General features: G+C 42.6%; 26 protein-coding genes and 1 riboswitch. Of the genes, 3 read left to right on the top strand and 23 right to left on the bottom strand.

Annotated elements, in window-relative coordinates:
* Positions 1-48 precede the first annotated feature (48 nt).
* The 6 genes from ADH27_RS04400 to ADH27_RS04425 form a co-directional block, all read right to left on the bottom strand.
* Positions 49-993 (bottom strand): 3-oxoacyl-[acyl-carrier-protein] synthase III C-terminal domain-containing protein, encoded by a 945-nt coding sequence (locus ADH27_RS04400; RefSeq protein ID WP_048716006.1) that lies wholly within the window; start codon positions 991-993, stop codon positions 49-51.
* Positions 994-1,004: 11 nt separating this feature from the next.
* Positions 1,005-2,273 (bottom strand): F390 synthetase-related protein, encoded by a 1,269-nt coding sequence (locus ADH27_RS04405; protein ID WP_048716008.1) that lies wholly within the window; start codon positions 2,271-2,273, stop codon positions 1,005-1,007.
* Positions 2,251-3,066: an MBL fold metallo-hydrolase gene (locus ADH27_RS04410; RefSeq protein ID WP_048716010.1), complete on the bottom strand. Its 816-nt coding sequence runs from the start codon at positions 3,064-3,066 to the stop codon at positions 2,251-2,253. The genes ADH27_RS04405 and ADH27_RS04410 overlap by 23 nt, the downstream gene beginning before the upstream one ends.
* Positions 3,041-4,018 (bottom strand): NAD-dependent epimerase/dehydratase family protein, encoded by a 978-nt coding sequence (locus ADH27_RS04415; RefSeq protein WP_048716012.1) that lies wholly within the window; start codon positions 4,016-4,018, stop codon positions 3,041-3,043. Before ADH27_RS04415 ends, ADH27_RS04410 begins: the two co-directional genes overlap by 26 nt.
* Positions 4,019-4,246: 228 nt before the next feature.
* On the bottom strand, positions 4,247-4,480 hold the full coding sequence (locus ADH27_RS04420) for a hypothetical protein (protein ID WP_048716014.1): 234 nt from the start codon (positions 4,478-4,480) through the stop codon (positions 4,247-4,249).
* A 41-nt stretch (positions 4,481-4,521) separates the two neighbouring features.
* Positions 4,522-5,220: a GntR family transcriptional regulator gene (locus tag ADH27_RS04425; RefSeq protein ID WP_048716017.1), complete on the bottom strand. Its 699-nt coding sequence runs from the start codon at positions 5,218-5,220 to the stop codon at positions 4,522-4,524.
* 138 nt (positions 5,221-5,358) lie between these two features.
* On the opposite strand from ADH27_RS04425, the gene guaA reads away from it, so the two are divergent.
* Both guaA and ADH27_RS04435 read left to right on the top strand, forming a co-directional pair.
* Complete coding sequence (gene guaA, locus ADH27_RS04430; RefSeq protein ID WP_048691204.1) at positions 5,359-6,924, top strand: glutamine-hydrolyzing GMP synthase; 1,566 nt, start codon at positions 5,359-5,361, stop codon at positions 6,922-6,924.
* 307 nt (positions 6,925-7,231) lie between these two features.
* A complete protein-coding gene (locus ADH27_RS04435; RefSeq protein ID WP_048716018.1) occupies positions 7,232-7,537 on the top strand; it encodes a hypothetical protein in 306 nt (101 codons plus the stop codon).
* A 200-nt stretch (positions 7,538-7,737) separates the two neighbouring features.
* Here the strand turns inward: ADH27_RS04435 and ADH27_RS04440 are convergent, their stop codons facing one another.
* The 9 genes from ADH27_RS04440 to ADH27_RS04480 all read right to left on the bottom strand — a co-directional run bounded on the left by ADH27_RS04440 (position 7,738) and on the right by ADH27_RS04480 (position 15,330).
* Positions 7,738-8,751, bottom strand: coding sequence for a DUF1002 domain-containing protein (locus tag ADH27_RS04440; protein ID WP_048716020.1), 1,014 nt, complete (start codon positions 8,749-8,751; stop codon positions 7,738-7,740).
* A 193-nt stretch (positions 8,752-8,944) separates the two neighbouring features.
* Positions 8,945-9,547, bottom strand: a complete 603-nt coding sequence (locus tag ADH27_RS04445; protein ID WP_048716022.1) for a lysozyme family protein — start codon at positions 9,545-9,547, stop codon at positions 8,945-8,947.
* Positions 9,547-10,521 carry a nucleoid-associated protein gene (locus ADH27_RS04450; RefSeq protein WP_048716024.1) on the bottom strand — a complete coding sequence of 325 codons (975 nt, stop codon included), beginning with the start codon at positions 10,519-10,521 and terminating at the stop codon, positions 9,547-9,549. Before ADH27_RS04450 ends, ADH27_RS04445 begins: the two co-directional genes overlap by 1 nt.
* Before the next feature lie 8 nt (positions 10,522-10,529).
* Positions 10,530-11,786: a serine hydroxymethyltransferase gene (glyA, locus tag ADH27_RS04455; protein ID WP_048716026.1), complete on the bottom strand. Its 1,257-nt coding sequence runs from the start codon at positions 11,784-11,786 to the stop codon at positions 10,530-10,532.
* Positions 11,787-11,798: 12 nt separating this feature from the next.
* The gene (locus ADH27_RS04460) at positions 11,799-12,230 is read right to left on the bottom strand and encodes a GNAT family N-acetyltransferase (protein ID WP_048716027.1); all 432 of its coding nucleotides are present in this window, start codon (positions 12,228-12,230) and stop codon (positions 11,799-11,801) included.
* Entirely contained in the window at positions 12,220-12,831 is a 612-nt protein-coding gene (locus ADH27_RS04465) for an L-threonylcarbamoyladenylate synthase (protein ID WP_048716029.1), read from the bottom strand. The genes ADH27_RS04460 and ADH27_RS04465 overlap by 11 nt, the downstream gene beginning before the upstream one ends.
* Positions 12,818-13,654, bottom strand: coding sequence for a peptide chain release factor N(5)-glutamine methyltransferase (gene prmC / locus ADH27_RS04470; protein WP_048716031.1), 837 nt, complete (start codon positions 13,652-13,654; stop codon positions 12,818-12,820). Before prmC ends, ADH27_RS04465 begins: the two co-directional genes overlap by 14 nt.
* The gene (gene prfA / locus ADH27_RS04475) at positions 13,654-14,733 is read right to left on the bottom strand and encodes a peptide chain release factor 1 (protein WP_003007273.1); all 1,080 of its coding nucleotides are present in this window, start codon (positions 14,731-14,733) and stop codon (positions 13,654-13,656) included. Before prfA ends, prmC begins: the two co-directional genes overlap by 1 nt.
* A gap of 9 nt (positions 14,734-14,742) precedes the next feature.
* Positions 14,743-15,330 (bottom strand): thymidine kinase, encoded by a 588-nt coding sequence (locus tag ADH27_RS04480; RefSeq protein WP_048716033.1) that lies wholly within the window; start codon positions 15,328-15,330, stop codon positions 14,743-14,745.
* A gap of 419 nt (positions 15,331-15,749) precedes the next feature.
* Here ADH27_RS04480 and ADH27_RS04485 point away from each other — a divergent pair, with 419 nt between their 5' ends.
* The gene (locus ADH27_RS04485) at positions 15,750-15,932 is read left to right on the top strand and encodes a 4-oxalocrotonate tautomerase (protein ID WP_001117401.1); all 183 of its coding nucleotides are present in this window, start codon (positions 15,750-15,752) and stop codon (positions 15,930-15,932) included.
* 177 nt (positions 15,933-16,109) lie between these two features.
* On the opposite strand, the gene ADH27_RS04490 is transcribed toward ADH27_RS04485, so the two are convergent.
* From ADH27_RS04490 to ADH27_RS04520, 8 genes are all read right to left on the bottom strand, one after another.
* Complete coding sequence (locus tag ADH27_RS04490; RefSeq protein ID WP_048716035.1) at positions 16,110-17,456, bottom strand: MATE family efflux transporter; 1,347 nt, start codon at positions 17,454-17,456, stop codon at positions 16,110-16,112.
* A 116-nt stretch (positions 17,457-17,572) separates the two neighbouring features.
* The gene (locus tag ADH27_RS04495) at positions 17,573-18,835 is read right to left on the bottom strand and encodes a nucleobase:cation symporter-2 family protein (RefSeq protein ID WP_048716037.1); all 1,263 of its coding nucleotides are present in this window, start codon (positions 18,833-18,835) and stop codon (positions 17,573-17,575) included.
* The gene (locus ADH27_RS04500; protein ID WP_048716039.1) at positions 18,835-19,416 is read right to left on the bottom strand and encodes a xanthine phosphoribosyltransferase; all 582 of its coding nucleotides are present in this window, start codon (positions 19,414-19,416) and stop codon (positions 18,835-18,837) included. The genes ADH27_RS04495 and ADH27_RS04500 overlap by 1 nt, the downstream gene beginning before the upstream one ends.
* Before the next feature lie 75 nt (positions 19,417-19,491).
* A riboswitch (purine riboswitch) is annotated at positions 19,492-19,587 on the bottom strand.
* On the bottom strand, positions 19,580-20,563 hold the full coding sequence (gene guaC, locus ADH27_RS04505) for a GMP reductase (protein WP_048716041.1): 984 nt from the start codon (positions 20,561-20,563) through the stop codon (positions 19,580-19,582). (Overlaps the previous riboswitch by 8 nt.)
* Before the next feature lie 191 nt (positions 20,564-20,754).
* The gene (locus ADH27_RS04510; RefSeq protein ID WP_048716043.1) at positions 20,755-21,465 is read right to left on the bottom strand and encodes an alpha/beta hydrolase; all 711 of its coding nucleotides are present in this window, start codon (positions 21,463-21,465) and stop codon (positions 20,755-20,757) included.
* A complete protein-coding gene (locus ADH27_RS04515) occupies positions 21,462-22,022 on the bottom strand; it encodes a sugar O-acetyltransferase (protein ID WP_048716045.1) in 561 nt (186 codons plus the stop codon). Before ADH27_RS04515 ends, ADH27_RS04510 begins: the two co-directional genes overlap by 4 nt.
* Positions 22,023-22,079: 57 nt before the next feature.
* The gene (locus tag ADH27_RS10490; RefSeq protein WP_023023285.1) at positions 22,080-22,205 is read right to left on the bottom strand and encodes a hypothetical protein; all 126 of its coding nucleotides are present in this window, start codon (positions 22,203-22,205) and stop codon (positions 22,080-22,082) included.
* 254 nt (positions 22,206-22,459) lie between these two features.
* Entirely contained in the window at positions 22,460-22,657 is a 198-nt protein-coding gene (locus ADH27_RS04520; RefSeq protein WP_048716047.1) for a twin-arginine translocase TatA/TatE family subunit, read from the bottom strand.
* Position 22,658: the final 1 nt, after the last annotated feature.

The raw sequence follows: 22,658 nt of genomic DNA on the forward strand, positions 1-22,658 counted from the left end.
TTGCCTGTGTTTTTAGGAGTAGACACTATTTTTTATCTAAGCAAAGAATTAGATTTTCAGAGCCAACATATTGACCGTCATACCCGCTGCAGTTCCCATTAAGAAGATGGTATCTCCTTCTTTGACAAGGCCATGTTCCAGGGCGTAAGCTAGGCCAAAAGGTACAGCTACTGAAACCATGTTTCCGTAATCGCTAACAATGTTAAGATACTTATGGTCTGGTACCCCTAATTTTTCCATGACCAAAGGAAGGGCACGACTGGCTTGGTGAGGAATGATATAGTCTACATCGGCAAGCGATAGGCCGACTTTGTCTTGAAATTCTTGGAACATGTCAGGAATAACACGCGCAGATAGAAGCAAAATCTTCTTACCCTTCATGTCAAACATGAAATCGGTTTTGGTTGATTCACTATAATGTTTTGGGTGGTAGGCCGTTAAACCACCACGAATCTCTGTATCATGGGCTCCCTTAGACCAGGTCCGTTGAAGGCTTGCCATCACTCCCAGATCTTCTGTGGTACTTTCAAAGATAAAGGCAGCTGCCCCATCACTAAAAAGTTCATAGCTTTCTTTCTGCTTTGGATTGAGACCGAGACTTCCTACTTCACTTGACACAATGAGGACACGCTTGTACTCGCCACCTTCGATCAGATATGAAATGGTACTGAGGGCTGAAATAAAGCTGGTACAAGTGGTATTGATATCCATAGCGGGAATGGTTAAGTCCTTGGCAACCCGTTCATGGATTAGAGCTGCTGTACATGGAATCGGCTGAACCCCTACGGCGCTGGCTGAAACTAGGCAGTCAATATCTGCCATGGTCAATCCTGCCTGCTCTAGAGCCTGTTCAATAGCTCGAGCAGCTAAGTCGATCTGAGATTCTTCATCTTCTTTTACTCGGTAACGTGTCTGGTCCTTAAAGATGACTTGATGCTTGGGTAAGGCTGTTCCATATCCTTTAATACGAACATGTCTTTGTACACTTGTCATAATGCTTCCTCCTATTTGTGAAGACGTTGTACGCGCTTGAGTTTGCGTGTCGTGTCCCATTGGTAGTCAATAAAAGTGAGTTTGGGCATGATAAAGCCCTTTTGATCTGCTAAGACTTGAAATTGGTTGAGGATAGCCTCTTCTATATCAGGTGAACGTTTGCTGAGGGCAACCTGGACTTGTCCATCTTTGGTTTGAGTCACTTGATAGTCTTGAATTCCTTCGACAAAGAGGATACAACGTCGAATGAAGTCCGGATAAACCATCTGTAGCTCGCCGTCTGCTTTTTTGAAATAAAAGATATCGTCCGATCGGCCCTCAATTTTAGCAATCCTTGTAAAGACAGAACCACAATGGCAAGGCTCTGGATCCTCTACCAGAATATCATTGAGCCGGTAGCGGAAAATCGGCTGGCTACTACGTTTAAAATCTGTAATGATAGGATAAAAACGGTGGTCATCTAAATAGTCTTTTTCAACTGATAGAATATCCTCGTTGAGGTGCAAGTTCCCCTCAGAACAGGTACAGGCTAAGAAACCTTCTGTCGCTTGGTAGACCTGATCGACCTTAGTCAAGTGAAATGCCTGACGGATGAGGTCCCGGTCCCGATTCTCTAAGATTTCAGCTACGGAAACGACCTTTTGTGGTTGAATCTGTAAGGCCTGATTCTCTAAATACTTGGTTAAATCCAATAAGGTAGAGGCTGGAGCTACAAGGATAGTCGGTTGGTAGTCATTCAAACGTTCTATATGCTCTTGGCTATCTTTGAAAATATCAAAATATTCTAAGCGAATCAAGGGAGAATTGATGGTTTGATAGAGCTCGTTATCAGCACGGAGGAAAAAGGCAATGCGGTGGCCAAAGAGCTTCCCTTTTGGAAGCATTTTAGCAAGAATAGCTGCTGCCCACATACTACGTTCCGTCTCTGTTGTGATAAAAATGCCTCGGTGGCCGGAGGTACCAGAGGAAAGCCCCACTGCCACTTCTCCTTGCATCTCTGTAAAATCACGAGACTGCTCCCCGCGAATGGCTATTTCAAGAGCCTGGTCCCGGTCGATTCCTTGGGTGTTTAACTCATTGAAATGCTCCATCATAAAGGTCTTGTCCATATAGCGGAAGTCCTTTGGAAGGCCTCGAGCGAAATAGGGAGAATGTTGGAGTAAGAAGTCCTGGTACTTTTGCAGCTCTTTCTCTTGGTAACGCTCGAGTGCCTCTCGATTCTTAAAGCGGTGACCCCAACGGGTCTGGCAAAAGGTTTTAAGAAAGGTCCATTTTTTCATCTAGTATCCTTTCTACCCGATCTATTGGATCATGGCTGACGAGAACATCGATCCCTTGATTTAACAAGGATCGCAAGAAATTGACGTTTTCTAAATAAGCCTCAACATTATCCTGAACTTGACTAGGAATCCAGCGCATCTGCTCCGTCAAGGGGAGAAGGTCAATCCCCCAGCAGAGATCAGCTCCGATAAACAATTGATACTCTGGAAGGAATAGGCAACCCTGTCCCTTAGCATGTCCATCATGAGAACTAAGAAGAATACTACCGTCTCCAAAGATATCCTCTGTTGCCGCATAAGGAAAAAGAGGGTTGGTTTCTTGAGGTTGCATGATTTTGACGGATTCTTCAAATTGATCCGGTAAAAACTCTTTAAAAATTAAATCCTTGAAGCTGGGCTTCTGGTAGACCTGATAGGCTTTCTCAGTGACCAAGAAGCGCGCCTGTTTGAAGCAAGCCGCTCCTCCTAAATGGTCTGGATGAAAATGCGAGAGGATGACATAAGAAATGTCATCTGGTGAAATCCCAGTCGCTTGAAGCAAGCAATCAATCTGGTCTTCCTTTTTCATCTGCATAGGAGTGCCGAGGCGGTAATAAAGATAACGGAGTTTGCTTTTGATTTCATAATGATAGCCCGTATCGTAGAGAATATAACCGTGTTCTCGGTGTTTGAGGAGATAGACGCCGGCTGGAAAGACCATTTTCTTCCTTTTCTGTCCCTTAAAGAGCAAGGCCAGATTGCTAGTACAATAGCCAGCAGGGAAGTACTTAATGCTTTCGATAATCTTGGACATACTTGGCAATTCCCTCCTTGATGCTGATGCGTGGCTCATAGCCCAACTCCTCTCTTGCTTTTGAAATATCAAGAGTCTGGCTATAACGCAACAGGTAGTAAGTATAGCGAGTTAATGGTGGCTCTCCTTTTAGAGGTAAGATTCGATAAAGAATCTCTAAGATCGAAGCTAACCCACCTAGAAGAAAGGCAGGTAGCTTTTTATAACGAATAGGAAGTCCCAAGCCCTGCAAGGCTTCTTCGATCAGTTCCTTAAAGGGAGTCGGCTCGCCGTTGGTAATATTGTAAACCTGGCCTTCTGCCTGATTTGCTTTCAGAGCCAAAGCGATGGCCAAGGCAACATTTTCGACACAGGTCATGTCCATCAATTGCTTGCCTTCCTTGATTAAGGGGATTCCAATTTTTTGGCTTAGCTTGAGAACACGAGGAAGGATGCTGGTATCCCCAACACCAAAGAGCCCACGTGGACGAAGGATGATGCTTGGAACATCCGGGTAAGCAGGAAAGAGCTTCTCTGATAGGAGCTTACTTTTGATGTAGTTGTTTAAATGATTTTCAGCTGGAGCATCTTCTTCCTTGATGTCGATTTGGTCTTTTGGAGCAGCGTAAATACTTGGTGAAGAAACATAGACCAAGCGTCTTATTTTATTAGTTCGACAAGCTTCTAGAACATGCTGGGTACCAAGGACATTAGCTTGGTAAAAACTCTCCCAAGGACCCCAAACAGTGGATAAAGCTCCAGCATGAACGACCATTTCAACGCCCTTGCAGGCCTCTTCTACTGCTTGCTTGGAACTCAAATCTCCTTTAAAGAATTCCACCTGGTCTGAAACCAAACTTTGTCCTACTGCTTCATTCCGACCAAAAGCACGGACAAAGTAGCCTTCTGTTACTAACTCTTTTACCACATATTTTCCTAGAAAACCTGTTGCTCCTGTTACAAGTACTTTCATAGCGCCTCCTTTTTAACTAAGCGATGAATTTCTTTCTTTAAAATGCTGGTGGCATCATAGACCATGGCTCTCTTTTGGAGCTCTTTGAGTTGGGACCAGTCTTTTCTTCAAGTAATTGCTTAAAGGCTTGAGCAATCTTTTGACTCTTGTCCATGGGAGCTTGCAAGGCTACTCCTACTGCTACTCTGCAAATAGCGTAATCATATTGGTAATAGTCATGCGAAAGGATTAAAGCTTGAATCCCATTTTTGATGCATTGAAAGAAAATCCCTGCTCCATCTGGTTTTCCATAATAGGGACAAGAGTAAAGCCCATGACTTCTGCTACTTTTAGCTTCTGAGGCCTTGTAAAAATCCGAATCTCATAGTTAGAGTCATTCAATAATGGGGCTAAAAGTAAGAGGACAGGATAAAGGTGTCCACTTAGAGGTGCTGAAACAGCATCAAATTTAATTCGAGACATAAAAACTTCTTATATGATTTACATAATATAATTTATGTAAATCAATTATTTTCTAAGTAAAATTCAAACCGCTCTCCAACATATTGGCTTTTTACATACTCAAAAGCGATACCATTATCAAAATAAGAAACCTGGGTCAATCCAAGGATGGCCTGTCCTTTGGGGATTTCCAGATATTCAGCAATCTTTTCTTTGGCCAATCGTGCATAGATAGTTTGTTGAGATTTACCAATTCGATAGCCGTGCTTTTCCAAGGTTTGGAAGAAATGACTGGTCACTTCTTCTTTCTTGAAGTTCTTGATAAATTTCTCTGGGATGGAGGTAACTTCATAAACGACTGGTACACCATCCGCATAACGAACCCGTTCCATTCGAACAATTGTTTCAGTCTTATCGATACCAAGCTTATCTACTTCTTGAAGGCTAGGAATGGTGCGTTTGTAGGATATAACCTGTGTCGAAGGGATCTTTCCTTGGGCCTTCATGATTTCAGTAAAACTAGTCGTCCCCCGCATCTTTTCCTGGACGCGCGTGCTAGCGACAAAGGTACCACTACCAACACGGCGCTCCAGTACTCCTTCTTCTACCAAGAGGGTAATGGCTTGACGGAGGGTCATCCGACTAACCTGGAACTTCTCAGCCAAGTCCCGCTCACTAGGAAGGCGCTGTCCAATTTTCCAGATTTTCTGGTCAATTTCGGCTTTAATTTGATCGTGAATTTGTATGTAAGCTGGAATCATCTTGCTACTCTTTCTGTGTGTTATAACCTATTGTAGCGCAATTTTGTTAAATCTTCAATCCTAGTCAGTCTTGATTGGTAATGAAGGGGCTTTTGTGTTAGAATAGAGGAAAAGAATTTTCTAGAAGAAGGGGAAAAGATGACAAACCTATCAACTGATTTGCATGATGTTGAAAAAATCATCGTGCTTGACTACGGTAGCCAGTACAATCAGCTCATCTCTCGTCGTATTCGTGAGATTGGTGTCTTTTCAGAATTGAAGAGTCACAAGATTACTGCAGCTGAAGTGCGTGAAATCAATCCAGTTGGGATCGTTCTTTCAGGCGGACCAAACTCAGTGTATGAAGAAGGATCTTTTGACATTGATCCTGAAATTTTTGAACTCGGGATTCCGATTTTGGGAATCTGCTACGGGATGCAGTTATTAACTCACAAGCTTGGTGGGAAGGTTGTTCCTGCAGGTGATGCTGGTAACCGTGAATATGGTCAATCTGAGCTTAGCTTGACGGAGTCTTCTGCTCTCTTTGCAGGCACACCAGACAAACAATTGGTCTTGATGAGCCACGGGGATGCTGTTACAGAAATTCCTGCTGACTTTGTTCGTACAGGTACTTCTGCTGACTGTCCGTATGCATCGATTGAAAACCCAGATAAGAAAATCTATGGTATCCAATTCCACCCAGAGGTTCGTCACTCAGTTCATGGCTATGATATCCTTCGTAACTTTGCCTTGAATATCTGTGGTGCCAAAGGCGATTGGACCATGGATAATTTCATCGAGATGCAAATCAAACAAATCCGTGAAAAAGTTGGAGACAAACGTGTTCTCCTCGGACTTTCTGGAGGTGTTGACTCTTCTGTAGTTGGTGTTCTTCTCCAAAAAGCGATCGGAGATCAATTGATCTGTATCTTTGTAGACCACGGTCTTCTTCGCAAAGGGGAAGCTGACCAAGTGATGGATATGCTTGGTGGTAAGTTTGGTTTGAATATCGTTAAAGCAGACGCTGCCAAACGTTTCTTGGATAAATTGGCAGGTGTATCTGACCCTGAACAAAAACGGAAGATTATCGGTAACGAGTTTGTCTATGTCTTTGATGACGAAGCAAGCAAGCTAAAAGACGTGAAATTCTTGGCGCAAGGAACACTTTATACAGACGTCATTGAGTCAGGTACGGATACTGCTCAAACTATTAAGTCTCACCACAACGTAGGTGGTCTTCCAGAAGACATGCAGTTTGAACTCATCGAACCCCTTAACACTCTTTACAAGGATGAAGTTCGTGCACTTGGTACTGAACTTGGTATGCCAGACCACATCGTATGGCGCCAACCATTCCCAGGACCTGGTCTTGCTATCCGTGTCATGGGTGAAATCACTGAAGAAAAACTTGAAACTGTTCGTGAATCCGATGCGATTCTTCGTGAAGAAATTGCCAAAGCAGGTCTTGACCGCGATATCTGGCAATACTTCACTGTTAACACTGGCGTTCGTTCCGTAGGTGTTATGGGTGACGGTCGTACTTACGACTATACCATTGCCATCCGTGCTATCACTTCTATCGACGGAATGACAGCTGACTTTGCTAAAATCCCTTGGGAAGTCCTTCAAAAAATCTCAGTTCGTATCGTAAACGAAGTTGACCACGTTAACCGTATCGTCTACGATATCACAAGTAAACCACCTGCAACTGTTGAGTGGGAATAAAATGACTTGATAAAATAACGCTTGAAATTATTGATTTCAGCGTTTTTTTATATATGTAAGACAGCGTTTATAATCAAAATAACCTCTACCTCTAGACCAGTTCCAGGCAGTCTATATCAAGGAGCAAAATTTCCTAATTCAAAAAACAAAGAAAATGTAGGCGGAACTTGTGAACTCTATTTGGGTGTTAGATTAATATTAAATAATCTAGAATGAAACAGGTTCTTGTATGAAGCTCGTACTTATGTTATGATAGTTTTAAATCTATTCCTTTTGAGTAAGGAATTCATAAAGTTAGGAGAATCAAATGTCTGAAATTACAGTTTCGCGTCAAACTGGCCTTGTAGGTGTATTAATGAAGGTAAACGTTTATATCAATGGAGAATGTGTTGCCAACTTAAGCAAAGACGAAACCGTTACACTTCCGCTTCCTGAAGGACTTGATATGGTTAAGGTCTACGTAGATCAAAGAGGAGCCTTCACACGTTCTAAGGAAGTGATCGTAAAAGCTGGTCAAACAGCTATTATTAAAGGATCGGCTATGAAAACACTTCTAGGTATTTTCGGAAAAATCTTAGGTATGCCTTATCTCTCAATCGAAGTAACAGATTAAAAAGCCATCATTCGATGGCTTTTTAATGTATGCACACTAATCTTATCTTACATAAAATTATCTCTTTGAATCAATAATGATGATTACTTGTTGTTAAAATTATACGAGCAATTTTGAAATTTCCGCACTAACTTAAGGAAAGTTTCTAAGAATACTTTGTATTTGAACTCAAATCATCCTTATTGTTTTTTTTATATAGTTTATTTCCTCTTGTTTTGTCGAATATGAAAACGATAAACTATTAATCCGATTCCAAGGAGAACCAGGACTCCCAGTCCAATCATAGGATACAAAGGAAGCTTGTTGGTTTCTTTCAGTAGTGTTTCTGTATTGAGCTTGGTATCAATCGTATTAAAGCTATCTCCTGCTTTCTCAATGATATCCTGTTTTAGAGCTTTGAGGGACTTGACAAGGTTTTTATCAGATCTTAGCTGACTATTAGAAAGCTTACTAGCAAAATCAACTAATTGTTTGGTTTGTTCATCCGTTATAGCACCCTCTAATTGATAAGTTTCCAGAATCTTTTTTACCAGCTTTTGGAAATCTTTCTTCTCGAGCTTTTTATCTTGATTGCTTCCTGTTAGAGCTGCGATTTTAAGATCGATGACAGCTACATTGAGCTTATCTTCATGGAAGCCTTTTTTACGGGCACTCTCTTTATAGATCGTTGCAAGCAGGGATAATTCTTCCTGAGCAAATGTTTTGTTTTCATCAGATATGGTGCTACCATTTTGCTCAAGAGAATATGATACCGCTGCAAGAACGCTCAGGCCTGATGCTTCTGTTGGAGACGCAATCGTGATTTCGGCATGTTCTAGCCCAAGAGTGGTCAGTGCATTGCGATGCATATCCGTTGTTACTTCTGTTATATTTTGAGGAGTGACAATGTGCACGCTAATAGGCGCTTTCTTGGCTTGTTTCTGTAGTTTAACGGAGGAATAATGATCTCCGTTCTCATCAATAGTAAAACTAGTATAAGCAGAAGGATTCATGGTTTTCCATTCCTTCTCCTTTTCTTCGTTATACATCAAGAGACTGAGGGTTTGCTCGACTTGAAATTCATCCAATGATGAGCCAATGACATAGTCAGGTTGGCTATATTTTTGATCAATGACTTTCTGAATGGTTGCGTCTGCAAAAACTGCTGAAGAGCTTGCAAGGAGTGCCAACCAGCCAACAATAAAGATTCCAATAAATTTCCTGAATAGTTTCATACCTTCTCCATAACTACTTCTATCATACTAAACCTCTTTTGGACAATAAAAAGGAAGCAGGTTTTATCCCTTTGCCTCCCTTCTAGTCTATCCTTTTTATCTTAAGACTGGCTTACAGCTTCTTTAAAATCAGATGACAGTTTGCTCCATAAAAAACAAGGGATTCTTCCCTTGTTTAGAGCGACTGCTTGTATTAGAACCAGGAAAATAGTTTCATGATGAACTGATTCATTTCAACGAGACGTGAATAATAATAATTTCCTCCATTAACGTAGAGCTCTGAGCCATGTAAAAATGAAATAGGATGGAGATAAAGATAGGTCTTCCCTGTGACATTTCCAAGACTCGGTGCAACCACTTCTTTTGAGTATTTACGGGCTAATTCAAGGCTATTTTTTCCGCCATTTTTTGCTACATATTCAATGTAATCTTGTCCGAAATTATAAGCCTGAACTGCTGTCCAGGGATCAACCTCCTTCTCCTTTGCTTTTCGTAGATTCTCAGAGAGGGTTTGAATTCCTTGGCGGATACTTTCTTTGTTATTGGTGATAGAATTAGTCTGGCCTGTTGCACTTTCACTGGCCTGCATGACATCATCTTCCTTACCCTTGGTCTCTGTATAAATCATAGCAAGGATCAGATCTTCATTCGTACCGGTATCTTCCTCAGCCAGTACTTCACGCACTAAGGTACGATAAGTCATGACTTGTTTGACATCCCGGTGTATCTGATAGCCCTTGTATATGAAAAAGACGAGCAAGAGGCAAAAGAAAATTTTTATTATTCGTTTCATCATTATTTATTCTGAATGTCCTCTATATTCTTGATGAGGATCGAGTAGGTCCCATTTTCATTCTGAATGAACTCTACCGATTCGGCATCTTCGTAAACATGGTTAGGGACCAAAAGCTCAATTCCGTTTGAAAGGGAGAGTTTTTGGTTTTCAAATTTCTTCAATTGGCGGCTGGCATCAATCTCATCGAAGCGAACAGGATCTGGAATAGTCTCTTTCACCTCATCGACAAAGCTGAGTCGAGCCGTTAAGTTGTTATCGAACAAATCATTGGCTAACTTTTCAGGTGACAATTCATTCTCTTCTTCCAGTTGGTTGAAAATTGCTGATTTGACCTTGGATTGGAACTGAAAATCACCTTGTTGGAAGTTCTCAGCAATCCGTTGGGCCGTTTTTTCGATTTCCTTGATCGATTTTTTAGGTGAAATCTTGGGTTGCTCCTGGAGGAGTTTCTCAGAGAAATAGTTCAAGAAAGCGCCATTGTACTTGATTCGTTTTTCGATCAAATGGTACTTGCGGCTTTGAAGATTAATGACCAAAGCCTCATCGGCGCCTGTTCCAAAGCCAGGTAGATTGTTTTGCGTCAACTTAATCGGATTATCCACTTCCCCACCAAGATGGGTCAAGGTTTCCCGTAAGGCGATCCGAAGAAAGGCAAAATGATCCACCCCTTCTTTTGAGAATTGGATAAACACCAAATCGTTGGTCTTTTGATTCTCAGAGACGACGAATTCTTCTTTCCAGCGATTGGCTACGGCTACTGAAGTTTCTAGGAGATCATCCGTGATCATCTCAAGGAATGGATTGTCTTCCTCAAAAATGCCGGTCTTGGCCTCATCGGAATAGACCCGCTCAATCTTTTTGCGCAAGTATTCCTCAATTTTGGGGGTGATATTCAGGAATTTGTCTGCTAGATAGAGATCGGTATCATCTGGGCTAAATTGATGAATGATGGCTTTTTTTACGTAAATGTCCATAAGATGGTTTAGTCCTCGTAAAGTGGGAAGGCATCTGTCAAGGCTTTGACTTGGTTCCGCACTTCTTCTAATACAGCTGGGTTCTCTGCGTTTTTCAAGGTTTTGATCATCAGTTCAGCCACTGTACGGCTTTCCTCTACTCCAAAACCACGAGCGGTGATGGCTGCTGCACCGATCCGAATCCCACTGGTCTTGAATGGTGATAAAGTTTCGTAAGGAATGGAGTTCTTGTTGAGAGTAATGTTGACTTCGTCCAACAAGTTTTGCGCCACTTTCCCATTTTCAACGACTTTCGTCACATCGACAAGGAAAAGGTGATTCTCAGTTCCGCCTGAAATGACACGGGAATCAGGATCTTGTAAGAAGACATCCGCCATAGCCTGACTGTTTTTAATGACGTTCGCTGCATACTCTTTAAAGGCTGGATCCAGTGCTTCCTTGAAGGCTACTGCTTTAGCTGCGATGACATGCTCCAAAGGTCCTCCTTGAATACCAGGGAAGATAGCTGAATTGATCTTCTTAGCCAAGTCTTCATCATTGGTCAAAATCAAGCCACCACGAGGGCCACGAAGGGTCTTGTGAGTGGTCGTGGTCGTGATATGGGCATAAGGAACTGGACTTGGATGAAGACCCGCTGCTACCAAGCCAGCGATATGGGCCATGTCAACCATGAGCTTGGCTCCTACTGCATCCGCAATCTCACGGAATTTTGAGAAATCAATAATCTGAGAGTAGGCTGAGGCACCAGCAACGATGAGTTTTGGCTTCACTTCTTGGGCTTGTTTTAAGATGGCGTCAAAATCCAAGAGTTCTGTTTCAGGATCCACGCTGTAGGACACAAAGTTATATGTTTGCCCTGAGAAGCTTACAGAAGCTCCGTGTGTCAAATGTCCACCAGCAGCCAGATCCATCCCCATAACTGTATCGCCAGGCTCAATCAAGGCCATATAGGCGGCGCAGTTGGCCTGACTTCCTGAATGCGGTTGAACATTAGCGTACTTAGCTCCAAAGATTTCCTTAGCACGTTCGATGGCTAAGCTTTCAACCACATCGACCACATCTGTCCCGCCGTAGTAACGACGACCAGGGTAGCCTTCGGCATATTTATTGGTCAGAATAGATCCTTGAGCTGCCATAACCGCCTTAGAGACGACATTCTCAGAAGCAATCAACTCAATATTGTTTTGTTGACGTTCTTCTTCCTTGGAGATGGCATTCCATAGATCAGCATCATAGGCTTTGTAATCTTCTTTGTCAAAAATCATAGATCTACTCCTTTAAAAAAATTTAATAAAACGTTTTTGTAGCTTATCACAGCTATAATCGACATGCTCGTAAAAAGCATGAGCCTCAGTGCGGTAGTCAGCAGAGTTTAAGCGAATAAAAGCGTATCCTCTTCGTTTTGCTTCTTCTTCTAATCCTTGAAGCAAAATTTTCCCGATGCCTTTCCCTTGCTGATCTGGTAAAACAGCAAGAGCCAGAACATTAAAACCAGGTTCTGAGTAGAGGGATTGGTAAACTTCGGCATGAACATAACCAAGTAGTTGATGCGACTTAACATCTTCAAACCCGATGAAAAAATGGTGGGAATCCTGGATCAATTTAGCTAGTTGCCGGGCTGTTTTCTCAGTAGAAAAAGAGTAGCCTAATGCTTGCTCGTTAATCTGACTTAAAGACTCCACATCCGTTGATAAAAGGTTACGTAACATCTTCTTCCTCCCAGAAAGGAAACTCTGGTACACGCTCAAGGATCTCCGAACGTGTAATAGCACCCTGACGCAAGATTCGGGCTTTAGAACCCGAAAGGTCTAGAATAGTTGAGTCTTGTCCAGTTAGAAAGCTATCGTCTTCGAGTCCTAAAACACCATGGCCAAGTTCCTTAAGAATTTGCTGGCACTGGGTTCCACTAGCTTTCCCTGAGAGATTGGCAGAAGGTCCAATCAAGGGACCTGTTTTACGAATTAATTCCAATGTCTTTGGATGAGCTGGCATCCGAAAGCCAACCGTAGCCATCCTAGAATTGATCCAGCTTGGGACTTCTTCATTAGCCTCAAGGATGATGGTTAAAGGACCTGGTAAAAAACTTGCAATCAATTTGGATAGGTAGGGTGGTTGATTTTTCGAATAAAATCGAATTTCTGCTTCACTGGAAATATTGAGGTTCATAGCCTTCTCGCGAGGGCGCTGCTTTAGAGCATATACCTGATCAACTGCTGCTTCATCCAAAGCTTTAGCAAAGAGGCCATAGACGGTTTCTGTCGGTAAGACAACTGCGTGACCAGCCTCTAATTCTTTTTCAAATAGATCCATTGTCTACTACTACCATTCTATCTTGTCCAAATTGGTCTTTCAGAACGCGAACGCGTTTGTTGGGAAATGCCTCTTGAAAGAGTTCTTTTACTTTAGCTCCTTGCTTATAGCCGATTTCTAGATAAGCCTTTCCATCTGCTGTTAAAACACTTGGTGCCTGTTGGGCAATCTTTTCGTAGACGGCATATCCATCACGATCCGCAAAAAGAGCTAAGTGGGGTTCAGAGGCTAGTACGTTGGCTCCAACCTCTTCTACATCATCCCGAGAGATATAGGGAGGGTTGGACACAATCAGGTCATAAGGTCCTGATAACTGATCCAGAACATCTGAAGACTTGAAGGAAACATTTGCTTCTAACTGATTAGCATTTTCTTGAGCAAGGGATAAAGCTTCTTCTGATACATCGCTAGCTTGAACCTGCCAGTTAGGTCTAGCAAGGGCTAAGCTAATGGCGATGGCACCACTACCTGTTCCGATATCTAGAACTCGTAAGGCTTCCTCATCGTTTTCCTCCAGTATGAGATCCACCAACTCCTCTGTCTCTGGTCGTGGGATCAGCACGCGCTTGTCAACTGTAAAAACATGGCCACAGAATTCTGCGCTGCCAATAATATACTGGGCAGGGAAGTGATGTTTCAACTGCTCAAAGATGGATTCAAGCAAGTCCTGGTCCTCTGCTTCCACTTCTTTTTGCAAGGCAAGGACAAAGTCTGTAAAGGTCCAGTTTTTTAAAGCTCGATACGCGAAGGAGAGGCTTTCTGCTTCCTCTCCAACGGCTATTAATGCTTCTTCATACTGAGCTAATAATGGTCCCAACAACATTATTTGTTCAACTCTTCTAGTTTTTGTGTTTGGTCATACAAGACCAAAGCATCGACCACTTCGTCCAGTTTACCAGATAAGATAGTATCCAATTTTTGAAGGGTCAAGCCAATCCGGTGATCGGTCACACGGTTTTGAGGGAAGTTATAAGTCCGGATCCGCTCTGAACGGTCACCAGTACCGATAGTGGACTTCCGCTCAGCGTCTTGCTCGTCTTGGGCAATCTGAGCAAAGTGGTCAGCCACACGCGCACGGATAATCTTCATGGCTTTTTCACGGTTCTTCTGTTGAGTCCGTTCTTCCTGCATCTCTACCTTGATATTGGTCGGCAAGTGGACGATACGAACGGCTGTTGCGACCTTGTTGACGTTCTGTCCACCCGCACCAGATGCGTGGTAGATGTCAATCCGAAGGTCTTTTGGATCAATGTCGTACTCGACTTCTTCGATTTCTGGCATGACCAGAACGGTTGCTGTAGAGGTATGGACACGACCTTGGCTTTCAGTCACAGGAACGCGTTGTACCCGGTGGGCACCAGATTCATACTTGAGTTTCGAGTAGACTGATTGACCAGAAACCATGGCTACGACTTCTTTGATCCCACCAACGCCATTGTAGGAAGCTTCCATGACTTCAAAACGCCAGCCTTGGCTTTCTGCGTATTTTTGGTACATCTGCAAGAGGTCACCAGCAAACAACTGAGCTTCGTCTCCTCCTGCTGCCCCACGGATTTCCAAGATAATATTCTTGTCATCGTTTGGATCTTTTGGAAGAAGTAAGATCTTCAGTTTTTCTTCGTACTCTTCTTTTTCAGCCTTAGCATCTTTTAGCTCTTGCTTAGCCATTTCTTCCAAGTCCGCATCGCCGCCTGCTTCCTTGATCATTTCTTCAGCATCGACGATATTTTGAAGGACTTGTTTGTATTCACGGTATGCAGTCACCGTATCACGAGTGGAAGCTTCTTCTTTTGAAAGCTCCATAAAGCGTTTGGTATCAGAGACCACATCTGGGTCACTCAACAATTCTCCTAACTCTTCATAACGGTCTTCTACAGCTTGTAGTTGATCATAGATATTCATGTTTGCTCCTTAAGATTTCTTTTCTTGCTTAATATCTGGATTAAAATAATGCTTGCGGCAAACCGAGATATAGGTCTCGTGTCCACCGATCTGAATCTGCTCTCCATCGTAGACGGGTTTTCCCGCTTGGGTACGCAAGACCATAGTCGCCTTGCGGGAACAGTATTGGCAGATAGTTTTGATTTCCTCAATCTTGTCCGCTAACAAGAGGAGGTGTTTGGAACCTTCAAAGAGTTCATTTCGGAAATCATTTTTGAGGCCAAAAGCCATCACCGGCACATCCAGTTCATCAACAACCCTAGCCAAGTCATAGACATGGTGGCGTTTCAAAAACTGAGCTTCATCGATCAAGACACAATAGGGTTTCTCTTCCAAACTTTGGATATAACCGAAGATATCTGTCTCATCTTCAATGGCCATAGCTTCTCGTTTCATACCGATCCGGCTAGAAACTACTCCAACTCCATCTCGTGTATCGATTGCCGAGGTCATGATGACGACGCTCTTGCCTTGCTCTTCATAATTATGGGCCACCTTCAAGATTTCAATGGTTTTCCCTGAGTTCATGGTCCCATATTTATAATATAATTGTGCCATTTTCCTTCTGTTCTCTCTAAAATGTGTTTCATTATATTATAACACGGGCAGTAAATTAGGGCAACTTATAGAGAGGTTCACCATTGGATGATGGACTATGGACGTAGAGTTCTACGAAGCCTTGTTTTTCCTGTTTGCACTAGCAAAAATTTCACTCTGTTGCCACTTCATTTTTGTTATTTGAGAATAAAAAAAGCGTCTATCATTTCCCTGACAAAATGACAAACGCATAGTGAGAGACCACTTCTCACAAATTAATTATACCATAATAAGTGAAGTTATGTAAGTAGGTAGTACTAAATATTGGTAAAAAATTTTTATATGGTTATTAAACTTATACTCGCAACATCTACATAGACTCCTCCTTTTCATATAAAATGTGATAAAATAAGGTTAAGATTTATAAAGGAGGTGGCGCAATGCCATTTGTACGTATTGATTTATTCGAAGGGCGCACCTTGGAGCAAAAGAAAGCTTTGGCCAAGGAAGTAACCGAGGCTGTCGTTCGGAATACAGGTGCTCCGCAATCTGCTGTTCATGTCATTATCAATGATATGCCTGAAGGAACCTACTTCCCTCAAGGTGAAATGCGCACTAAATAAGAGAGTGGGACAGAAATCGGTAATTCGTTAGAATTCGATTTCGTTGTCCCACCTCCGCACAGTTGAGTAGGGCTGTAAAAGCTGATGAAATCAGCGTAGGAGAGCCCACTCAACCACTGCGTTTTGCTCGATAATCCAAAGGCAATTGAGAGGCTAGGACTTTTGTCCCAGCCTCTTTTAGGAATTTTGGTATTTCTTTTGTATCTGCCATAGTCGAAGTTGGTAGCAGATTCCACTCACGACAAGGCTAGAAATGAGGCCAATCCAATAAGCATAGGGACCGAGGTCAGTCACATGATCAAGGAAAATCCCTAGAGGAATAGAGATACTCCAATAACTAAAGACTCCTAATAAGAAAGGAACGGTTGTATCCTTATAGCCTCGCAAAATTCCTTGTAGGGGGGCTGCAAAGGTATCGGCTACTTGGAAAAAGAGACTAAAGGTCATGAATATAGCTGTTTGCTGAACAAAGATTGGATCCTTGCCATACAATCCAGCCAGTTGGTAGCGGAATGTATATAGAAAGACAAGGGTAATAATCGCAAAGCCAAAGGCTGTCAATCGTCCCAAACGGCAATATTGTTTCACTACCTCCGGTCTTCCGGCTCCTAGTTCGTAAGATACAATAATGGCCATGGTGCTTGAGATACTAACTGGGAAAGCATACATCATGTTTGAAAAGTTCATAGCAGATTGGTGACTAGCAATGGTGAGTGATGGGAATTTTGCCATGAGCAGTCCAACAAGTGAGAAGATAATGACTTCAGCAAAAACAATTCCCCCGATTGGAAGGCCAAGGTGCAATACTTCTTTGACCCCTTTAAGATCATAAGGTTGTGGCTTCCACAATTGATAAGGAGTTACCTTGGGATGCTTGCATAAGATCAAAACTGCAATAATTAGTAGAACCCAGTAGGCCAGAGAGGTCCCCAGGCCTGCTCCTGCTCCTCCCATCTCTGGAACACCAAAGGCTCCATAGATAAGGACATAGTTAAAACAGGCATTCAAAGGCAAGAGCAAGAGCATTAAGTACATCGATAGACGCGTCATTCCCAACGTATCCAGGAAGGTTCGCACGATACTAAAGAGCAACAAGGGTAGGATTCCTAGAGAAAGGAAATATAAGTAGCGAATGGCTATCTGAGCAACAACATCTTCTAAGCCGATCTGCTTGAGTATGATTGGCGCAATCCCCCAGACAAAGCCTATTAAGAGAACAGCCATACCAAATGACATATAAAGAAATTGATAAAAATCGCTAGCAATCCGATCTTTGTCTCCCTTGCCTAGGTGATGCCCGACAATCGGCGTTAGGGCAGAGACAATTCCTGTCAGGAAAGTAAAAAAGGGATTCCATAGACTCGTAGCCGTAGAAACACCAGCCAAATCAAGGGTACGATACTGACCAGTCATGGCTGTATCTACAAAACTAGCAGAGTAGTTAGCAAGTTGATAGACCAGAAGAGGGATAAATAGACTGATAAACAAGCGCAAGCGCTCTTTAAAATGATGGGTTAGATACATGGTAGGACTCTCTTCTTATCAAGTTAAATTTTTCTCTTACCACTCTACTATATGTCTCCTTAAATGTCAAAAAAATTAAAAAACTGAAGATCTAACAGATCCTCAGTTTATTTAGATTATTTTTTGTTGCGGTTCAAGATGGCGTTGAGAATAATTGCCAATACGCTGGCAACAACAATTCCGTTTGCAAAGAACATTTTAAAGGCGCTTGGTAGGCCATTAAAGAGGGTGCTGTTGTTTAACCCTACCCCTGCTGCAATTGATACAGCTGCGATGAGGAAATTGTGCTCATTGTGTTCGAAATCAACACGCGCGAGGATCTGCATCCCTTGAATAGACACGAAACCAAACATGACTAACATGGCTCCACCAAGTACTGGGCTTGGAATGATTTGCGCTAAAGCTCCAAACTTAGGAAGAAGACCCAGAAGAACGAGAAAACCAGCTGCGTAGTAGATTGGAAGACGGGTCTTGATACCAGACAATTTCACCAAGCCGACGTTTTGTGAGAACCCTGTGTATGGGAAGGTATTGAAGATACCGCCGAGAAGGACGGCCAACCCTTCAGCACGGTAGCCATTGCGGAGGCGCGTGCTATCAATTGGATCTTTTGTAATATCTGAAAGAGCAAGATAAACACCAGTTGATTCTACCATTGATACAGTTGCGATGATACACATCATGACGATTGAAGTGATTTCAAACTTAGGAGCTCCAAAGAAGAAGGGTGTTGGAACGTGAAGGACTGGAGCTTGTTCTACAGGAGTGAAGTCTACCAAGCCCATAGAAGCTGCGATAGCTGTTCCTACAATCAACCCAATCAAAATAGAAATAGATTTGATAAAGCCAGTTGTATAGATGTTGACCACCAGAATGATGAGGATGGTGATTACGGCCAAGATCAGACTTTGAACTGTTGGTTCTTCAGCATTGTTCCCCATATTCCCAATCGCTACTGGAATCAACGTCAAACCAATGGTTGTAATGACAGATCCCGTTACAATGGATGGGAAAAGGTTAGCAATTTTAGAGAAGAAACCTGAGACCAGAACCACATAAATCCCGGAAACAATCAAGGCACCAAACATGGCCCCACTACCATGGCTAGCCCCAATCATGCTGAGAGGTGCCACAGACTGGAAGGCAACCCCGAGGACGACCGGAAGACCAATCCCGAAGTATTTGTTTAATTGCAATTGCAGGAAGGTGGCTACCCCACACATAAAGATATCTGTAGAGATGAGATAGGTCAATTGCTGGGCATTATAACCCAAAGCTCCCGCAATCATGATCGGTACTAAAATAGAGCCCGAATACATGGCCAATAGGTGCTGCAAGCCTAGAATGGCTGCCTGTGAATGGTTTTCTTGTTTTTGCATTAGATGTCTGCCTCCTTAAATACAACCTGACCATTATCAAAACGGTCCAAACGAGCAAGTGAAACAACTGGGTAGCCGAGTTCTTCTAGCAGTCCACGGCCATCTTGGAAGGATTTCTCGATGACGATACCGACTGCTTCTACAATCGCACCCGCTTGTTCGATAATCTGGATCAAGCCTTTAGCAGCTTGGCCATTTGCCAGAAAGTCATCGATGATTAAAACGCGATCATCAGGTGTTAAAAACTTGCTAGCAATGGAAACCGTACTGGTTACTTGCTTGGTAAAGGAATAGACTTCTGCTGTCAAAATCCCTTCATTCATGGTAATATTCTTGGCTTTTTTGGCAAAGATCATGGGAAGTTCCAAAGCTTCTGCCACATAGAGGGCAGGGGCAATTCCTGAAGCTTCAATGGTCACAACCTTGGTCAGACCAGCATCTTTAAAGCGTTCCGCAAAAGCCTTCCCAATTTCTTTCATCAACTGGTAATCCACTTGGTGGGTCAAGAAGGAATCGACCTTGAGGATGTTTTCTCCCAGGACATTTCCGTCTTTCAGTATGCGTTCTTCTAATAATTTCATGTTTTCTCCTAAACAGTTTAGAACAAAAAATAGAGACTTACCAAGTAAGCCTCTACAGAATCCAAGTATCCCTGGATCAATCTAAGACTTACTTATTGTTAGGTGTTCCGGCACCTTGTAGAGACCTTGCGCCAATCCGCAAGATAAATAAGTAATTGTAGTTTTAATGAGAGTCACCATTCCAGATAGAATTCTTAACGATGACATAATCGACATGCTTGAGATCAGCAACCTTGCGGCCTCCAGCATAGGAAATAGAGCTTTGCAAGTCTTGCTCCATCTCTGTCAAGGTATCTTGCAGATGACCTTTGGCTGGTAGGAGAATTTTCTTGCCTTCAACATTTTTATAAGCCCCTTTTTGGTACTCGGAAGCAGATCCGTAATACTCCTTAAAAGATTCTCCATCTACTTCAACCGTTTTCCCTGGGCTTTCAATGTGACCTGCAAAGAGAGAACCAATCATGACCATGCTAGCACCAAAACGAATAGATTTAGCGATATCTCCATGGGTCCGAATTCCACCATCAGCAATAATGGGCTTGCGAGCTGCTTTTGAACACCAACGAAGGGCAGCTAACTGCCAACCACCAGTACCAAAGCCAGTCTTCACTTTTGTGATGCAGACCTTACCAGGACCGATCCCGACCTTAGTAGCATCTGCTCCAGCGTTTTCCAATTCACGAACAGCTTCTGGAGTTCCGACATTTCCTGCTATGACAAAGGTATCTGGTAATTCCTTCTTGATATGCTGGATCATTTGGATGACACTATCTGAGTGACCGTGAGCGATGTCGATGGTGATGTATTCAGGTGCATCGTCCTTGAGTTGAGTCACAAAATCGTACTCATAATCTTTCACTCCAACTGAGATGGAAGCAATCAAGCCCTGATCGTGCATCCGTTTGATAAAGGGAATGCGACCAGCTTCGTCAAAGCGGTGCATAATGTAAAAATAGCCCCCTTTAGCCAGTTGTTCGGCCACATCTTCATCCAGGATGGTCTGCATGTTGGCAGGTACGACTGGTAGCTTGAAGGTGTGCTTACCAAACTGAACTGTCGTGTCTGCTTCTGCACGACTTTTGATAATACACTTGTTAGGGATTAGTTGAATATCTTCGTAATCAAAGATTGGAAATTCGTTTAACATACGGATTGAAATCTCGTTTCTAAATTTTAAATCGTGATGGATCATCACTTCGTCTTCCGACGTTTCCATTCAAGATTATAACAAAGATACGGAGGCGATTCAAATAGAATGCTGATTATATAAATAATGTTCGGAAATTACTAGACTATTGTATAGAACAACTTCTATATATGAGTTATTTATGAACAAATTTAAATCCAATTGATGATTTCTTTACTGACAAGCTCGGGAACTGCTGTATAAAAATCATGGCCTAGATCCTTTAAGAGCACCTTCTTAATAGAAGGATCTAAATTTTCAAGTGCACTAGCTCTCCATTCAGGCTCATCCTGGTATTTAGGACCGATAAACAAGGCCTTGGTATCCGTTAGTGGAGTTTGAAAAGATCCGAGCTCCCGTCTGACTCTTAACAAGGAAAGAACCGCTTGCGAATCCAAATCCAGTTCATAGTGATGGAGGTCAGGATTCCAACGATAACTGGATTGGATGGCCTTTATAGTCGTTGGCGAAGGATTGTCAGTATCTCCAAGTTCACTTGCAACAGCTTCCTCTAGAGATGGAAATACCTGTTGCTTCAGATAGGCGAGTGTCTCTTCGATTTCCTGCTCTAGTGGTAAGATCTGGTCCATGTCAAGATAGCCACCATCTAGCAGAACCAGATTGGTAATTTGAGGCATATTGGATGCTAGGTATCGCGCCAAATCTCCACCCAGTGAATGGGCAATGATACAAGTATTTTCGATAGAATCCGCATGGGCTTCAAACCAATCTACTAAATCTTGGGAAGATTCCAGCTTTACCTTATAGGTATCTAGATAGGTAATGGGGTATGGAAAGCAGTGAGCAAATTCGCTTATATGATTTTCGTTACTTCCGAGTCCTCCCATAAAGTAAAACTTCACTCTTTCACCTCTATTTCCTTAATGATTCTGGCAGGATTACCAGCTAGGACTACGTTATCCCCGAAGGATTTGGTCACCACTGCTCCTGCTCCAACGACGACATTATCGCCTAAGGTCACGCCTGGAAGGATGATAGCTCCACCACCCGCCCAGAAGTTATCTCCAATCGTTATTGGAGCTCCATATTCCTTTCCTGCATTCCGCTCGTGTGGATCTAATGGATGGAGAGGGGTGAGAAATTGGCAATTGGGGCCAATCATGGCGTTCTTTCCAATCCTGATCGGGCAGACATCCAGCATGGTTAGGTTCCAGTTGGCATAAAAATTCTCACCCAAGTGGATATTAACCCCATAGTCACAAGCCAAGAAGGGGTGCAAGGATAGATTTTCTCCAGTGGACCCGAACCAACTTTTTATGAGTTGACTCCGCTTCTCCCCGTCTGCTTCTTGGTTAAAGGCAAATTGCTTGGCCCGAGCTTCTTGTGCCAAATTCCTTAATTCTGGATCCATGGGACTGTAAAACTCACCAGCAATCATCTTTTCATATTCCGTTTTCATTTTCATCTCCCATTCTATAGTAAAAAACCACTCATTGTGAGTGGGCTTGTTTATCTCTTAATGGTACATCAGGTAGCCATCGAAGAGCTCAAATATTTTTCCTATCGCTCGGAAAACAAGAGCCGCAACAAGGGCAACCAGCAAGAAGTAAGCTACAGCAAAAATCACACTAATGATCATCATGACACACTCCTTTTTAATGTACTTTTTCCACCCTCTATTATACTCCTGGCCAAATTTAGATTCAAGGAAAACGCTAACAAATTTTGATTTGTTTTCAATTTGTAATTTACAAAAATTTTCAGACGGTTCAATAATAACAAAAAGCAGGATTCTTACTCAGATATCGTTTTAACGATCTACTCCTGCTTTTGCTATTATTGAAAATGAAAGAACAAAAGATAGTTTTGTCAGAAAATATCATGAAAGGCAAGCTGTTATTCTTCAGTCTTACCAGTCTTTTCTTTGTCCTCTTCTTTTTCAGTAGCACCATTGTTGACGGCTGACTTGAATTCAGAGAACATTTTTCCAAGCGAGTGTCCTAACTCAGGCAAACGCTTTGGTCCAAAGATTAAGAGGGCTCCCAGGATGATAATAATCAGTCCTGGTGCACCGATATCACGTAAAATTCCCATA

Source organism: Streptococcus sp. 343_SSPC (assembly GCF_001072385.1).
Classification (GTDB): Bacteria; Bacillota; Bacilli; order Lactobacillales; family Streptococcaceae; genus Streptococcus.

Excerpts from the sequence above, each read along its gene's own strand:
- ADH27_RS04465 (WP_048716029.1), bottom strand. The coding sequence starts at position 12,831 with ATGGATCTATTTGAAAAAGAATTAGAGGCTGGTCACGCAGTTGTCTTA.
- ADH27_RS10490 (WP_023023285.1), bottom strand. The coding sequence starts at position 22,205 with ATGATGATCATTAGTGTGATTTTTGCTGTAGCTTACTTCTTGCTGGTT.
- ADH27_RS04460 (WP_048716027.1), bottom strand. The coding sequence starts at position 12,230 with ATGTTACGTAACCTTTTATCAACGGATGTGGAGTCTTTAAGTCAGATT.
- ADH27_RS04440 (WP_048716020.1), bottom strand. The coding sequence starts at position 8,751 with ATGAAACTATTCAGGAAATTTATTGGAATCTTTATTGTTGGCTGGTTG.
- guaA (WP_048691204.1), top strand. The coding sequence starts at position 5,359 with ATGACAAACCTATCAACTGATTTGCATGATGTTGAAAAAATCATCGTG.
- ADH27_RS04495 (WP_048716037.1), bottom strand. The coding sequence starts at position 18,835 with ATGCAAAAACAAGAAAACCATTCACAGGCAGCCATTCTAGGCTTGCAG.
- ADH27_RS04415 (WP_048716012.1), bottom strand. The coding sequence starts at position 4,018 with ATGAAAGTACTTGTAACAGGAGCAACAGGTTTTCTAGGAAAATATGTG.
- ADH27_RS04405 (WP_048716008.1), bottom strand. The coding sequence starts at position 2,273 with ATGAAAAAATGGACCTTTCTTAAAACCTTTTGCCAGACCCGTTGGGGT.
- ADH27_RS04435 (WP_048716018.1), top strand. The coding sequence starts at position 7,232 with ATGTCTGAAATTACAGTTTCGCGTCAAACTGGCCTTGTAGGTGTATTA.
- prmC (WP_048716031.1), bottom strand. The coding sequence starts at position 13,654 with ATGTTGTTGGGACCATTATTAGCTCAGTATGAAGAAGCATTAATAGCC.
- ADH27_RS04450 (WP_048716024.1), bottom strand. The coding sequence starts at position 10,521 with ATGGACATTTACGTAAAAAAAGCCATCATTCATCAATTTAGCCCAGAT.
- ADH27_RS04425 (WP_048716017.1), bottom strand. The coding sequence starts at position 5,220 with ATGATTCCAGCTTACATACAAATTCACGATCAAATTAAAGCCGAAATT.
- ADH27_RS04420 (WP_048716014.1), bottom strand. The coding sequence starts at position 4,480 with ATGTCTCGAATTAAATTTGATGCTGTTTCAGCACCTCTAAGTGGACAC.
- prfA (WP_003007273.1), bottom strand. The coding sequence starts at position 14,733 with ATGAATATCTATGATCAACTACAAGCTGTAGAAGACCGTTATGAAGAG.
- glyA (WP_048716026.1), bottom strand. The coding sequence starts at position 11,786 with ATGATTTTTGACAAAGAAGATTACAAAGCCTATGATGCTGATCTATGG.
- ADH27_RS04485 (WP_001117401.1), top strand. The coding sequence starts at position 15,750 with ATGCCATTTGTACGTATTGATTTATTCGAAGGGCGCACCTTGGAGCAA.
- ADH27_RS04445 (WP_048716022.1), bottom strand. The coding sequence starts at position 9,547 with ATGATGAAACGAATAATAAAAATTTTCTTTTGCCTCTTGCTCGTCTTT.
- guaC (WP_048716041.1), bottom strand. The coding sequence starts at position 20,563 with ATGTTAAACGAATTTCCAATCTTTGATTACGAAGATATTCAACTAATC.
- ADH27_RS04490 (WP_048716035.1), bottom strand. The coding sequence starts at position 17,456 with ATGTATCTAACCCATCATTTTAAAGAGCGCTTGCGCTTGTTTATCAGT.
- ADH27_RS04480 (WP_048716033.1), bottom strand. The coding sequence starts at position 15,330 with ATGGCACAATTATATTATAAATATGGGACCATGAACTCAGGGAAAACC.
- ADH27_RS04515 (WP_048716045.1), bottom strand. The coding sequence starts at position 22,022 with ATGAAAACGGAATATGAAAAGATGATTGCTGGTGAGTTTTACAGTCCC.
- ADH27_RS04500 (WP_048716039.1), bottom strand. The coding sequence starts at position 19,416 with ATGAAATTATTAGAAGAACGCATACTGAAAGACGGAAATGTCCTGGGA.
- ADH27_RS04520 (WP_048716047.1), bottom strand. The coding sequence starts at position 22,657 with ATGGGAATTTTACGTGATATCGGTGCACCAGGACTGATTATTATCATC.
- ADH27_RS04400 (WP_048716006.1), bottom strand. The coding sequence starts at position 993 with ATGACAAGTGTACAAAGACATGTTCGTATTAAAGGATATGGAACAGCC.
- ADH27_RS04410 (WP_048716010.1), bottom strand. The coding sequence starts at position 3,066 with ATGTCCAAGATTATCGAAAGCATTAAGTACTTCCCTGCTGGCTATTGT.